Origin of the sequence: Labrenzia sp. R5_0 (genome assembly GCF_017743835.1) — a bacterium.
GTDB lineage: Bacteria > Pseudomonadota > Alphaproteobacteria > Rhizobiales > Stappiaceae > Roseibium > Roseibium algicola.
Genome location: NZ_JAGHRK010000002.1, coordinates 1434118 through 1448905, shown reverse-complemented (window position 1 = coordinate 1448905; position 14788 = coordinate 1434118). Strand labels below are relative to the sequence as shown.

Sequence of the window (14788 nt, the reverse complement as noted above, 5' to 3'; positions counted from 1 at the left end):
TATCGATATTGAAGTGACGGCGACGTCAACGGATGGGTCAACCTCGACCGGCATCTTCCGGGTCACGGTGGGCGACGAGAACGAGTTCGACATTGGCCCGGTGACGGACGTTGATGGTGCCGACAACTTCGTCCAGGAGAACTCTGCCGGTGGTACAGTCGTTGGTGTGACGGCGTTTGCCGAGGATCCGGATGCGACCGACACGGTCACCTATTCCATCACAGACAGCCGGTTCGAGATCGACCCGGACACGGGCGTGATTACCGTTGCCGTTGGCGCGGTGATCGACCGCGAGACGACGCCTTTTATCGATATTGAAGTGACGGCGACGTCAACGGATGGGTCAACCTCGACCGGCATCTTCCGGGTCACGGTGGGCGACGAGAACGAGTTCGACATTGGCCCGGTGACGGACGTTGATGGTGCCGACAACTTCGTTCAGGAGAACTCCGCCGGTGGCACCGTTGTCGGCGTGACGGCGTTCGCCGAAGATCCGGATGCAACCGACACGGTTTCCTATTCCATCACCGATGGTCGGTTCGATATCGACCCAGACACGGGCGTGATTACCGTTGCTGATGGCGCAGTGATTGACCGCGAGACAACCCCCTATATCGACATCGAGGTGACGGCAACGTCAACGGATGGCTCGACTGCTACCGGCACCTTCCGGATCACGGTGGGCGACGAGAACGAGTTCGACATTGGCCCGGTGACGGACGTTGACGGTACCGACAACTTCGTCCAGGAGAACTCCGCCGGTGGCACGGTTGTCGGTGTGACGGCGTTCGCCGAAGATCCGGATGCAACGGACACGGTCACCTATTCCATCACCGATGGTCGGTTCGAGATCGACCCAGACACGGGCGTGATTACTGTCGCTGATGGCGCGGTGATTGACCGCGAAACGACGCCTTTTATCGATATTGAAGTCACAGCCACGTCAACGGATGGGTCAACCTCTACTGGTACCTTCCGGATTATTGTGGGCGACGAAAACGAATTCGATATCGGGCCGGTGAGCGACATCGACCCGGAAGCCAACAGCATTTCAGAGACCGCCAATGGGGGCGAATTTGCCGGGATCACTGCCTTCGCCGAGGATCCTGATCCGGCGGACAGTGTCACCTACCAGCTGACTGGTGACGACAGGTTCGAGATCGATCCGGACACAGGTGTCATCACCGTAAAAGATGGCGCGACGTTCGATGCGGAAACAGAACCTTCCATCGAGATGACTGTCACCGCAACGTCAACGGATGGCTCTTCCTCAACGAAGACCTTCACCGTGACCGTGACAGACAGTAATGAAGCACCGGATCTGATCGTTCATCTGGAAAACGGCTCAGAACAGTTTGTCGTCAACGGCAGCTTCGAAATCTATGACGGGGTTCACGGCGGACCCGCCGGGTCCGGCTGGTACGAAAATCCAACTTCGATCGAGGGTTGGACCTACGACAACGTCGATGTGCATGAGGCGGGGCACAATAGTTACGGCGCGACAGACGGCGGTCATCATCTGGACCTTGCAGCCATGAACAATGGCTGGGCTTCGCAGCAAATAGAGGGGCAGCTTGATGGTCAGGTCTATCATCTGACATTCGACATGAAATCTCGCGGCGGCGTGGGGGAAAGTGTCGCCGAGGTCTATTGGAACGGCGAGTTGATCGACACGATCGACCCGGCCACAACGGGAACGGGCTGGCAGTCCTATACCTATGACATCGTTGGCGGATCCGGCGACGGCTCCAATACGCTGACATTCGTTGAGGTCGGTTCCGATAATCTGGGCGGTGCGCTGATCGACAGTGTGTCCATTGTTTCCGACAACCGCACTGCGGTCGTCGAGGAATATTACGGCGCCGAGATTGCTCCCTTGTCAGTATTCGATCCGGATGTGGGCGATACGCATACATTCACGGTTTCGGACGACCGGTTTGAGGTGGTCGTTTCCGGCGACAGATACCTGCTCAAATTGAAAGACGATCAGGCCTTCGATTACGAAACCGAGACTCAGGTGACCCTTGAGGTGACGGCAACCGACCAGGGGGGGCTTTCCGACACGGAGATCGTGGTGATCGACGTGATCGATATCGACGACACCAATTCTCCCATCGGTCCGCTCACCGACATTGATGCCAGCGCAAACCAGGTTCTTGAAAACGCCGCTGCAGGTGCCGTCGTGGGTCTGACTGCCTTTGCAAACGATCCGGATGCAGGCGACAGCGTGAGTTATCAGCTTAGCGGTGACGCGCGCTTCGAGATCGACCCGGTGTCGGGGGTGATCACCGTCTCCAGTGGGGCAATTTTCGACAAGGAAACCGAACCGGAAATCGATGTTCTGGTGACGGCTACTTCGACTGACGGATCAGTCTCAACCGAAACCTTCACGATTGCGATTGCCGATGCCAATGAGGCGCCGGATCTCGACTTCGATCCGGAACTTGGATCGGGCGTTTCCGTGACGCTGACCTTTGTCGAGGAATACGCCGGCCACAGCAATGTGCTTGGTGTCTTCTACGTGGACGGCAACGGCAATCCCGTGGCTGGCGAAATCGTCTGGGTCAACCAGAACCAATTGACACCGGGCGATACGGCGACCCTCTATCTGGAAGGCGTCGAAGCGAGCGAAATCGGCTATTTCCTGATCCCGGATGGTGCAGACACGAACAATGGTCTTCTTGCCGGTGACAAGGTGACGTTCCAGAAAGACGGGCAGGGGAACTGGCAGGCCGTCGGACCTGACGGGACGCTGCTGGTCGGGGCCGAGGTCAATGTTCTTTTCTCCGGTACCGGGTCACTCAATCCGAATGGATACGACTACACGGTGGAAAGCGGCATCAGGATCGGTTTTGAGGACATTGCCGGCGGGGGCGACGAGGATTTCGACGACGTCGTCTTCGACCAGACAACTTTCGAAACCACGGCTCGTGCCGCGGTCTATGAAGAAGATCCGGGGGCGGAAATCGGTGCCTTGTCGGTATTCGATCCCGATGTCGGCGATACGCACAGCTTCACGGTTTCCGATAGTCGCTTCGAGGTCATATCGATCAACGGTGAGAACATTCTCAAACTGAAGGACGGTGTGGCGCTCGATTATGAGACCGAGACCCAGGTGAGCGTTGAGGTTACCGTTACCGATAGCGGCGGGCTGTCGGACACGGAAACCATTGTGATCGACGTCATCGACGTGGAGCCGGAAGGGCCTGCCGACAACAATGAGCCGATCGGGCCTGTCAGGGATATCGATACGGCCCAGAATCTGGTTGCGGCGACAGCTGCTGCCGGAATGGTGATCGGCCTGACGGCATTCGCGGAAGATGCTGACGCCGGAGACACGGTGACCTATTCCATCGACGACAGCCGGTTTGATATCGACGCAGACACCGGTGTGGTGACCCTCGCCAGTGGTGCAGCGCTGGTTGCAGGCGAGACCATAGACGTGACGATCACCGCCACATCAAGTGATGGATCCCAGTCGAGCGCGGTATTTCCCGTGACGGTGACTTCGGGTGTGACTGAGAACTCGCCGCCTGATCTGATCGTCGGCAACGCGATCTACCGGCCGGACCAGGGCAACAAGCACTGGGACGATCATCATGATGGCCATTGGGGGCATATTCAGGACGGGGAAACGGGGCACTATCATGAAGATGACGGCGTCCACGGTCAGACCTATCACGGCCACGACGACGACTGTACGGGCAACGAGTATCACGTTCCGGAAAACCAGACAGGTGTCGAACTTATAGAGCTTTCGGTAGTGGACCCCGATATCGGCGACACGCACACCTTCACGGTGTCGGATGACCGGTTTGAAGTCGTGAGCGATGGCAACAGCTATCTGCTGAAGCTGAAGGATGATGCGGCAGTCGACTACGAAACGGAGCAAAGCATCACGATAGACGTTACGGCGACGGACAGCGGAGGCTTGTCGGATACCGAGACAATTACTCTGGACGTGGTCGACTTTGATGATGTGCCCCTGTGCGAGGTCGGGACAAGTAATGCCGATACGATTGTTGGAGGCGATTTCGTGGACAGCATTTCCGGACTTGGCGGAAATGACATCCTGCTGGGCCAGGGGGGCAACGACCTCATCTATGGCGGGGCTGGTGACGATGTGATCCGGGGTGGCGCGGGCGACGACGTTCTTTCCGGCGGTGACGGGTCGGATCTGTTCGCCTACATGCTCGGCGACGGGCATGACAGCATTTACGGCGGTGCCGGCGGGAGCTGGATCGATATCGTCGATCTGAGCAAGGCCGCCGATGGCACCGATATCGGAACTTATGGTGTCGACTGGTCCATCACCATGACGGAAGGTTCCATCGAGAGCATCGATGCAGCGGCGGGCGAGATCACCCTTTCGCAGGATTCGGGGGGCTACATCGAGTTTGCCGATGGCGGACGCATCGACTTCACGGATCTGGAAGGCGTTCAGTACTGATCTGCAGGAATGAAAAAAGCGGGCTTGTTACGCCCGCTTTTTGTGTTGCCTGTTATTGAATCGGAGGCAGTGGTTCTGTCTCGATAAAGACGGTGTCGCTGGTCACGACCTCGACGACGGTCGACTGGAAGACATCGTTTTCCGACGGTCCAAGGCGAAGGTCCCAGGTATTGAACTCAGGCATGAGGCGCGGGATCGGTGCCGGCCGTTCCTCGATGATCCCGAAATGCTGCGGCGCCAGCCGGCCAATGTTGGCCAGCAGGAAGAAGTCCGCAATGCGGCTGTCATAGCGTGCCCGGACATGGTCGACCTTGCTGAGCAATAGTTCGCGCTCGCCGTCCAGAACATCGAGCAGGGACCGCTGACCGCTGTCGAATTCCACCTGCAGGCCCTTGACCGCGCGCTGATTGGCCTCAATCGCGCGCTTTACCGCCTTGACCTTCAGTCTTGAGGCAGCCCGCTGCTTCATCGCGCGGACAACGTTCTCGCGGATGATCTGTTGGGTGTCGTCCAGCTCGTATTCCTGTTGGGCTGCCGTGAAGTTTGCGCGTTTGACCGCGGCAATGTTGCGGCCACCGGTGAAGAAAGGGGCCGTGACGCGCACGCCAAAGCGGAAGTCTTCTTCGTCCTGATTGCCAAGGTTGCCCTGGTAACCTGTTTGCCATTCGCTCTCCAGCGAGACACGCGGCAGCATGTCGCCGACTGCGGCGCGTGCGGCGTAACGTGCGGCCCTTGCATCTGCCGTTGCGGCGCGGATGGACGGATTGTTCTGCAGCGCGACGTTGATCGCGTCATCCAGACCGGCGGGCTCGATTGTCTGTGGAATGCCAGGCCAGCCGAGCTTGCCCGGCTTTTGTCCGGTCAGGCGCTCATAAACAGCTTCGGAGGCTTCCAGGTCGCCGACCGCCTGGTCGGAGTTCCCCTGCGCTTCACCGAGACGGGCAAGCGCCTGTTCGATATCGGTGCGCGTTGCGTCTCCCGACTTGTAACGGGCGCGGGCGGCGTTCACTTCCCGTTGCACCACGTTGGTATAGGCCCGCAGGTGAGCGAGGATCGCCCGATCGCGAACAACGCGCAGATAGGCATCAGCTGTATTGAACAGCAGCGTCTGTTCGGCGCCAATGAGCTGGTTGCGACCGGAATTCGCTTCCTCATGAGCCTGGTTCAGCCGATTGACACCGGCAAAACCCTGAAACACCGTCTGGGACATGGAAATGCCCAGCTCGTGGAAGAACGACCTGTCGCTGTTGCCGCTGCGCTCGCTGCGGAAGGCGTTCTGTTCTCCCAGGTATGTGCCGGTAACCGTCGGCAGAAACTCGGACCTGGCGGTCCAGACGTCCTGGTTGGTCGCTTCGTAACGCGACCGTTCCGCCTTGAGGCCCGGGTTGATGGCGTAGGCCGACCCCATGGCTTCTTCGAGCGACTGGGCGGATACGGTTGCGCTGGCGAAGGACAGGCTGATCAGTGACGCGCCTGCCAGCAGACCGGCAAGGCGGGTTTTCAATCCGTGCATCAGTTTGGCGGGGGCAGGGAAGGTCGTCATTGCAGCACCGTGATCGTTGTCTGCCCTTAAGGTAAAATTTTATAGTTAATCAAAAGTAAGTTGAGATTAGAGAATATGGCCAAGAGTTTTCAGTAATTACCTAGGGTAATCTTTGTTTGGCGTCACTTCTTTTAGGATATTGATATTAATATCAAGGTTTAATTTGATAATAATTTAAGTTGAATTCAGTGATAAGTCAGCTTCCCGTTCGGTCTAAACTCGGGTGAAACTTTTTGATCTGCGAAGGCAGTAGATGTTTCCCGAACAGAAAGCCCTGCACCTGCAGGCATCCGGCTTGTTGCAGGAATTGCAGCTGTCGTTCCGTTTCGACACCTTCGGCGATTACTGGGATCTTGAAACTATGGCCGAGCAGAACGGCAGAGCGCAGGATTGCCCGGGCATGAGGGTTGGTTTCCAGCGACTGGGTGAAGGCTCTGTCGACCTTGATCTTGTCGAAGGGAAAGGCTTGCAGCGTGTTGAGCGAGGAATAGCCCTTGCCGAAGTCGTCCATGGCAACGCGCACGCCCATTTTGCGCAGCGAGAGGATCGTCTCGTGAACCCGTTCGTGATCCTCGATCGGGGTGGATTCGGTGAGTTCTACTTCCAGGCGTTCCGCCGGCAGGCCTGTCTTCATAAGTACGGTGGAAACGAGACCGGCAAAATCGCAACGGGAGAACTGCAGCGGGGAAGCGTTGACCGACAGCGTTACCGGGTTTTCCCAGCAGGCAGCTTCCTTGCAGGCTGCTTCCAGAACCCAGTTGCCGATATCCAGGATGATGCCTGACCGTTCGGCAATCGGAATGAAGTCCTCCGGCGGAATCGGGCCTTTTTCCGCGTGGCGCCACCGTACAAGCGCTTCGTAGCCAATCAGCTCGCCGGTCTTTGTCAGATTCTGTTTCTGGAAGACCAGGTTGAGCTGGTTTTCGAGCGTTGCATTGCGCAAGTCAGCCGCCAGGCCCGCCTCCCAGCGATTGGTTTCCTCCATGCCCGTGACATAGGGCTGGATCAGGTTGCCGCCGATCGATTTTGCTTGCTTGGCAGCAAGGTTTGCCCTTTGCACCAGCTTGTTCAGGTCCTTGCCGTCGCGCGGAAACACGGCAAGGCCAATACTGGAGCGGATGGACAGGCGGTAGGAATTCCACTGAACCGGCCTTCGGGCAAGGGAGCGAACCAGACGGGCGAAGTCTACGGCGTCATCCAAAGTGTCGAGCGACGGATTGATGACCAGAAATTCGTCACCGTAAAAGCGGGAGATGAAGACACTGTCGCTCAGGTTGTTTTTCAGTGTGTTGGCCAGGGTGCACAGGACAGTGTCGCCGACTTCGTAGCCGTGAAGGTCGTTGATGGCCTTGAACTGGTCCAGGCTGATCAGCACGACGGCGCATGTCTTGCCCTCCAGTTCGGCCTTTTCCAGAAGGTCTGCCGCAGCCTTCTGTACAAAATGCCGGTTTGGAAGTCGTGTCAGAGAATCCTGCAGCGACAGGTGTTTATAAGCTCGCCTGGCCGCGTTTTTCCTGTACCGGTCGAGCAGCGCACCAGTTGCAGCCACAAAGGTGCATAGGCCGAAGATGACCAGCGACATCACCATCATGTGCCTTTCGGACATGAGCATGATTTCGCGCGGGAAACTGACTTCGCGAAGGGGCGTGGCCGGGGAATGCACCGGCAAGTGTATCGAAACTGCTGACAGGAAAAGGAACAGCGTTGCACTTACATATGCGCGCCTGGACTGCAGCTGCGGAACGAAACTCATTGCAATTGCCCCAAGGCACGTTCCGAACAGAAATGTCCAAAGTCCGAAGGCTTCGCTCGTATCAGGTAAACCGGCGATCTCCCTGGCCGTCGTCAGCGTTAGACCCATTCCTGCAATGGCAAGGCCAAACAGGATGCCGCCAAGTTCCGGTGCGAGCCGGATGTTTCGCCGCACAGCGAGCGCATAACCTGACAGAAGACCGGCAAAGACGACAAGCAGGGCAAGCAGAGCCGTTTGAAGCCGGTACCCTGATTCCGCGGGAAGCTTTACCGAAGAAAAGGCGATGATCTGGGCCGCCCAGATTGCCGAGGCGCCGACGAGTGCAGACCAGATGAGCCAGATGACCCGTGCAGGGCTTGCATCGCGGTCAACCTTCGCAAGGAGCAGGAAGGAAAAGGCGCATCCGAAGAGACACGTTGCGATCGCAAGTGTCAAAAGAGCATGGTCATGCTCAAAAGACAAAACTGTTGCGACGCGTTCCATAAAAGCTCCCACCGACGGTTGATTTCATGAAAGCTTAAAAAGCATAACAAACTGTGTTTTTTCGGAGTATTTCAAGTATTGCTCTTTGTTTAATCTGGTATTGTTGTAATTGCGCATGAAGTATCCGGTCAATTGGTGGCTATTATTGTCAGTATTGACCTATTTTTCGAGCGGCTTTGGGGTGCATAGGTGCCGCTGCCGGTTTAACTGCGTGCAATTGGAGCGGAAGAGCTGCTTCTGAAGAGCGTGGCGAAACCCACCCTTTGTCTGAGCCAGGCAAATTCGTAAACATCTGCCGCCAAAAGCGCGGCATTTTTAGGAAGTGGCGCGTTCTGCAGCACTGACTTGACGCTTCGGTAACTGGAGCATGTCCTTAAGTCACCGTAATTTTTGACAATATTTTTTGAGCCTCAAGAAAGCCCGAAATTCGTGCAAAATCCAGCAAATGAGCGGATCCGGAAGGTCGCGACTCTGCCCGGGTGCCCTCAGGGCATGGGGATGGATAAAATTCTATCGATATAATTAGCAATACGGCATTGATTTGCTTCCAAAACAGGGCGGCCGCGCCGGAGGGCAATGCCTTCAGCGATCAGAAATGCCGCTCCGGCCTCGAGCGAGAGGTGCGGGACAATGCAAACTGTTTAAGACACGTCAGGAGAACGGGTGCATCCCGCAATGCCAACGAAAGCCAGATCCACTCGCGTCGACAACGCTTATGAACGCTTGAAAACCGAGATCCTGAACGGGCAATTGCCGCCCGGATTTCAGGCGCCGGAACCGGACATCGCGACACGGCTGGGCATGAGCCGGACGCCGGTTCGCGAAGCGCTTATCCGGCTGGAGGCTGACGGTCTGGTGGACCTCGTGCCCCGCCGGGGAGCAAAGGTTCTGCCGATTTCGCTGCAGGACATCTGCGAGATCTACCAGATCCTTTCGGCGCTTGAAGCCCTCGCCGCAGGCACCGCTTGCCGCAAGGCGGGCGACGAGACGCTCGCGGAAATCGAAGAAGTGCTCAACGAGGCCGATGATGCGCTGGAACGCCAGGATATCGAGGCCTGGGCCGTTCACGACGACAGATTCCACAGGCTGATGGCCAAGGCGAGCGGGAATCTGCGTCTGGAAGCTGAAATCGAGGGGTTTCTCGATCAGGTCTACCGGGCCAACACCGTGTTGCTGCGCCTGAACAAGGCACCGGCCTCAAATGCTGCCGATCATCGCAAAATTGTACAGGCGATCCGGGACGGCGACACCGACGGCGCCACGGAGACGGCGCGGCTACACCGTCTCAACGGAATGCTCAGGATGAAGGATGTGCTGCAGGACTGCGGTCTCAGCCACGTTTGATCATTTTGGCGCAGCTGGGGCCGGGCCGGTGGACTGTCCAATGATCAGCTCCGCGTCCAGATGCAGGGAAGCCGGTTTGCTGGCCGGATTGGAAATCATGTTCAGGAGCAGCTCGGCAGCCTTTTCCCCGGCGTAGCGCACCGAGGAGCGGGTGCAGGTGAAAATCGGCACTTCGCCGCTGTTGGGCAGGAAGGACAGGGCATCGTCATGGGTGATGATGGACACGTCCCTGCCTGTCTTCAATCCGCACTGGCCGACAGCGCGGGCGACACCGATCGCCGATATCATGGACGAAATCAGGAAGGCGGTCGGCGGATTGTCGCTCTTCAGCATCTCCATCGCATTGTCGCAGCCGTAGGGTTCGGTCATGTCCGCACTGCGCATCAAGGCCGGGTCCGGTGTCAGGCCCCGTGCTGCCAGCGCTTCCTCGAAGCCGCGCCGGCGCCGGTTGGCGAAGTCCATATGTTCCAGACCGTTCAGCAATGCGATCCGGGTGTGGCCGAGGTCCAGCAGCAGGTTCGTCGCTCGCTCGAAGGCCCGCCGGTTGTTCATGTCGATCCACGATGTTTCTTCCTCGGCGCCCGGGATGCGTCCGTGAACGACGAAGGGCAGATTGAGTTCTTTCAGAAGCCTGTGCCTGCGCTCGTCATTTGCGGGGCCGTGAATGATCACGCCGTCGGCCTTCTTGCGTGAAGCGATCTGCCGGTAGGCGTCTTCTTCCTTGGCATCGTCGACGACGGAAATGATCATGTCGTAGCCGTGGCGCGAATAGGTCTCCCCGGCGCCGGCTATGAACTCCAGAAAGATCGGGTTCATCATCTCGTGAATTGAGCGCGGTATGACATGGCCGATGGCCATTGCGCGGCCGGTTGCAAGCCGCCGCGCCTGGCTGTTGGGCGCGTAGCCGAGCTTGTCGGCCATCTCGGTCACGCGTTTGCGCGTTTCTTCGCTGACTTCCGGATAGCCGTTGAGTGCGCGGCTTACCGTGGTCTGAGACAGGTTCAGCCGTTGCGACAGTTCTTTCAGGTTTACGCCATTGCTCATTCTGGCCCAAAACGCTTTGAAAGCGCCCTCCCAACAGGCTGTTATTGAAATGCAACATTAATTCGCGAGTTGCGCGCTTGACAAGGCCGAAGCCTGAAGACATGGTTAGGGCCAAATCCAAAGCGGTTTGGATAAAGGGTTCTGGTAGAATTGCCGACCTGGAAAAACGGGTAGGTATTGCTGCAAGGTGGCGAGGTATGCCACCTTGGGTGGAGTGTTCCAGCATAGGGACAATCTGGGAGGACAGATATGAAACTACGTTTGAAAGCCTGCACGGCAGGTCTGGCGCTTGCCATCGGGCTTGGCGCGGGCTCTGCATCCGCGGCTGACCTGAAATTCGCTCCGGGCGAAGGCCCGTTCAACTGGGACAGCTACAACGCATGGGCTGAGAGCGCGCCTGACCTGAAGGGGCAGACCGTGACGATCGCCGGCCCGTGGCTGCAGCCGGAAGACGGCTATTTCCGCAACGTGCTGGCCTATTTCACCGAAGCTACCGGCGCTGAAGTCATTTACACCGGTTCGGATTCCTTCGAACAGCAGATCGTGATTGATGCCGAAGCCGGCGCCGCACCGAATATCGCAGTCTTCCCGCAGCCGGGCCTTGCCGCCGACATGGCTGCGCGCGGCCTGCTGAAGCCGCTCCCGGAAGGCATGGCCGACTGGGTCGCCAACAACTACGGGGCCGGCGAAAGCTGGGTGAACCTCGGCACCTACAAGGATGCCGACGGCCAGGATCAGCTGTTCGGCTTCTTCTACAACGTCAACGTCAAGAGCCTTGTCTGGTACGTGCCGGAAAACTTCGAGGACGCCGGCTATGAAGTGCCGACGACCATGGAAGAGCTGAAGGCGCTGACCGAGCAGATCGTTGCCGATGGCGAAACACCCTGGTGTATCGGTCTGGGTTCAGGTGCTGCCACGGGCTGGCCGGCAACCGACTGGGTCGAGGATCTGATGCTGCGCACGCAGCCGGCTGACGTCTACGACCAGTGGACCACCAACGAGATCCCCTTTGACGACGAGCGTGTCGTTGCCGCGATCGAGGAATTCGGCTGGTTCGCACGCGACGATGCCAAGGTCGCGGGAGGCGCGGGAGCCGTTGCTTCCACCGATTTCCGTGACAGCCCGAAAGGTCTCTTCTCCTCGCCGCCACAGTGCTACCTGCACCGCCAGGCATCCTTCGTGCCGGCCTTCTTCCCGGATGGGGTCGAGTTCGGCACCGACGTCGACTTCTTCTACTTCCCGGCCTACGCGGAAAAGGATCTCGGCAGCCCGGTCCTCGGTGGTGGCACGCTGATGGCGATCACCAATCCGTCCGACGCGACCAACGAACTGATGAAGTTCTTCGAACTGCCGCTCTCGCATGAAGTGATGATGGCCCAGACCGGCTTCCTGACGCCTCACAAGGGTGCCAACCCGGCAGCCTACAAGGACGACACGCTGCGCGGTCAGGGCGAGATCCTGGTCAATGCCAGCACCTTCCGTTTCGATGGCTCCGACCTGATGCCGGGTGCCGTTGGCGCGGGCACGTTCTGGACCGGAATGGTCGACTATACCGGCGGCAAGGACGCAAAAGCCGTCGCCGAGGAAATCCAGAAAAGCTGGGACGCCCTCAAGTAATCCTTCAGGCGGCCGGTCTCCCCAGGGAGGCTGGCCGTTCTTCTGACGGATCGGCGAAAACGTCCAAGAAACAAAGTTCCTAAACGCAGGAAGCCCCCGGTCTTCCGGGTGCCTCCCCATAATCAATAATGGGAGGGAACGGCCATGCTATCGGACAATCCGGCACTGTTAGGGCTCTTTACCATCGTCGTTGGCGTTGGAGCCTGCCTTGCCTATTTCTTCTTTTCGAATGTCTTTCTCGACAAGGTCCTGTTTCCGGCGCGCGGCCCCAATGCAGGAAAGAACATCAACCGGGCCAACATGATCCGGCCCTGGCTGTTCCTGTTCCCGGCCTTGTTCGCGCTGACGCTGTATCTTGCCTATCCGGTCTTCGAGACCTTGCGACTGTCGCTGACAGACCGCTCCCAGGGAGGGGCTTTTGTCGGCCTTGCCAACTATCGCCAGATGATGAACGAGGCGAAGTTCTGGGAAGCGGTGCGCAACAACATGCTATGGCTGATTGTCGTGCCGGCTGCCTCGACGGCTTTCGGGCTGCTGGTCGCCCAGCTCACGGACCGGATCAGATGGGGCAACTTCGCCAAGTCGCTGATCTTCATGCCGATGGCGATCTCTTTCGTTGGCGCATCGGTCATCTTCAAGCTGATCTACGATACGCGCGCCGCCGATCAGAACCAGATCGGCGTTCTGAACGCGATCTGGCTGAAGTTTGACGGTGGCATCGGCTCCGTTGTCTTTCTTCAGCTTCTGCCGACCCTTCTCCTGCTGGCGTTCGCTGTTGTTGTTGCCTATGTGGCCTGGACCTTCGTGCGCGGCATTGTCGCCCGGGGGGAGGACAAGTCGATCTGGCTTCTGCCCCTGCGCCTTCTGGTCGCCGTTGGCGGGATCTGGCTGATCTGGATTTCGCTGAGTTCCGCGCTCGGTGTCTGGATTGCCGAGGTGCCTTACGGCGAACCGCAGACCTGGCTGACCTTGCCGCTGTGGAACAACTTCTTCCTGATGGTGGTGCTGATCTGGATCCAGACCGGTTTTGCCATGGTGATCCTGTCCGCGGCCCTGCGCGGCATTCCGGAGGAAACCGTGGAAGCTGCGATCGTTGACGGTGCCAATCCGTTCCAGATCTTCTTCAAGATCAAGGTGCCGCAGATCATGGGGACCATCGTAGTCGTCTGGACGACGATCACGCTTACCGTGCTCAAGGTGTTCGACATCGTCTTCGCGATGACCAACGGCCAGTGGGAGACCCAGGTTTTGGCCAACTACATGTACGACAAGCTTTTCCGTGCCAACGATTGGGGAGTGGGGTCGGCGAGTGCCATCATCATCATGCTGCTCGTCACGCCGATCCTCGCCTGGAACGTTTACAACGCCCGGAAGGAGATGAAGTGATGGCCAGTATTGCTGGGAAAAAATCCGGCCTGACCTGGGCCGTTCAGATTTCCGTCGCAGCGCTCGTTCTGTTGTGGCTGTTTCCGACTGTCGGGCTTTTCGTCTCGTCCTTCCGGACCGCGGACCAGATCTCCAGCTCAGGCTGGTGGGCGGCGCTGTTTCCGGCCGAACAGAACGAGGTCTACCGGACTTCGGATCCGGACGAGACCCGTGTTGCCGATGGAGACCTTTTCACCGTGTCCGGCAACATCTTCGAAGGCGAGCCGCGCGAGATCCGCTCGTGGGGCGTCTCGTCCAGAGACGTGTCTGCTTACCAGCCGGGCGAAACGGCGGATATGGGTGATGGCGAAAGCCTGACGCTCCAGGCCGACGGGTCCTATGTCTGGAAGGGCAATGACAAGCAGATCTCCGGCCGTGGCCAGCGTGTTTTCGTGACCGCGACCGTGCCGCCGGAATTCACGCTGGAAAACTACCAGACCATCCTCTTTTCCGGCACCGGACAGGACAACATGGGCAAGGCGTTCTTCAACACGCTGACGGTCACCATTCCGGCGACGATCATCCCGATCGTCATTGCGGCGTTCGCAGCCTATGCGCTTGCCTGGATGGAATTTCCCGGCCGCGCCCTCTTGATCGCCGCCGTTGTGGCGCTGCTCGTCGTGCCGTTGCAACTGGCGCTCATTCCGCTGCTGCGGCTCCATCTCGCCGTCGGTATCGGCAAGGGCTACATGGGGGTCTGGCTGGCCCATACGGCCTTCGGCATGCCGCTCGCGGTCTATCTGCTCAGGAACTACATGGTCGGATTGCCGCGGGACATCATCGAGAATGCCAAGGTGGACGGGGCGACGGATTTCCAGATCTTCACCCGCATCATCCTGCCGCTCAGCTTTCCGGCCCTGGCGTCCTTCGCCATCTTCCAGTTCCTGTGGACCTGGAACGATCTGCTGGTGGCCAAAGTGTTCCTGATTGATGCCACAGGCTCGACCACGGTGATGACCAACCAGATCGTCGAACTCCTGGGAACGCGCGGCGGCAACTGGGAAATTCTCGCGACGGCGGCCTTTGTGTCCATTGCCGTGCCGCTCTTCGTGTTCTTCGCGATGCAGCGCTATCTCGTGCGCGGCCTGTTGGCCGGGTCGGTGAAATAACATGAACAAAATCAACAATC

General features: G+C 58.5%; 8 protein-coding genes. 5 read left to right on the top strand and 3 right to left on the bottom strand.

Features of this window, described 5'->3' with window-relative positions; genetic code table 11:
- Positions 1-13 precede the first annotated feature (13 nt).
- Positions 14-4450: a cadherin domain-containing protein gene (locus J7447_RS15430; RefSeq protein ID WP_209170119.1), complete on the top strand. Its 4437-nt coding sequence runs from the start codon at positions 14-16 to the stop codon at positions 4448-4450.
- Between the two features lie 52 nt (positions 4451-4502).
- Here the strand turns inward: J7447_RS15430 and J7447_RS15425 are convergent, their stop codons facing one another.
- Both J7447_RS15425 and J7447_RS15420 read right to left on the bottom strand, forming a co-directional pair.
- Positions 4503-5993, bottom strand: coding sequence for a TolC family outer membrane protein (locus J7447_RS15425; protein ID WP_209170118.1), 1491 nt, complete (start codon positions 5991-5993; stop codon positions 4503-4505).
- A 196-nt stretch (positions 5994-6189) separates the two neighbouring features.
- Positions 6190-8229, bottom strand: a complete 2040-nt coding sequence (locus J7447_RS15420) for an EAL domain-containing protein (RefSeq protein ID WP_168685270.1) — start codon at positions 8227-8229, stop codon at positions 6190-6192.
- Between the two features lie 675 nt (positions 8230-8904).
- On the opposite strand from J7447_RS15420, the gene J7447_RS15415 reads away from it, so the two are divergent.
- On the top strand, positions 8905-9573 hold the full coding sequence (locus tag J7447_RS15415; protein ID WP_055656419.1) for a GntR family transcriptional regulator: 669 nt from the start codon (positions 8905-8907) through the stop codon (positions 9571-9573).
- Here the strand turns inward: J7447_RS15415 and J7447_RS15410 are convergent, their stop codons facing one another.
- On the bottom strand, positions 9574-10617 hold the full coding sequence (locus J7447_RS15410; protein WP_023001178.1) for a substrate-binding domain-containing protein: 1044 nt from the start codon (positions 10615-10617) through the stop codon (positions 9574-9576). It abuts the gene before it with no gap.
- Between the two features lie 249 nt (positions 10618-10866).
- On the opposite strand from J7447_RS15410, the gene J7447_RS15405 reads away from it, so the two are divergent.
- The 3 genes from J7447_RS15405 (at position 10867) to J7447_RS15395 (ending at position 14768) form a co-directional block, all read left to right on the top strand.
- Complete coding sequence (locus tag J7447_RS15405) at positions 10867-12234, top strand: ABC transporter substrate-binding protein (RefSeq protein ID WP_023001179.1); 1368 nt, start codon at positions 10867-10869, stop codon at positions 12232-12234.
- Positions 12235-12378: 144 nt separating this feature from the next.
- The gene (locus J7447_RS15400; RefSeq protein WP_209170117.1) at positions 12379-13620 is read left to right on the top strand and encodes a sugar ABC transporter permease; all 1242 of its coding nucleotides are present in this window, start codon (positions 12379-12381) and stop codon (positions 13618-13620) included.
- On the top strand, positions 13620-14768 hold the full coding sequence (locus J7447_RS15395) for a carbohydrate ABC transporter permease (RefSeq protein ID WP_075283674.1): 1149 nt from the start codon (positions 13620-13622) through the stop codon (positions 14766-14768). The genes J7447_RS15400 and J7447_RS15395 overlap by 1 nt, the downstream gene beginning before the upstream one ends.
- The last annotated feature ends 20 nt before the right edge of the window (positions 14769-14788 follow it).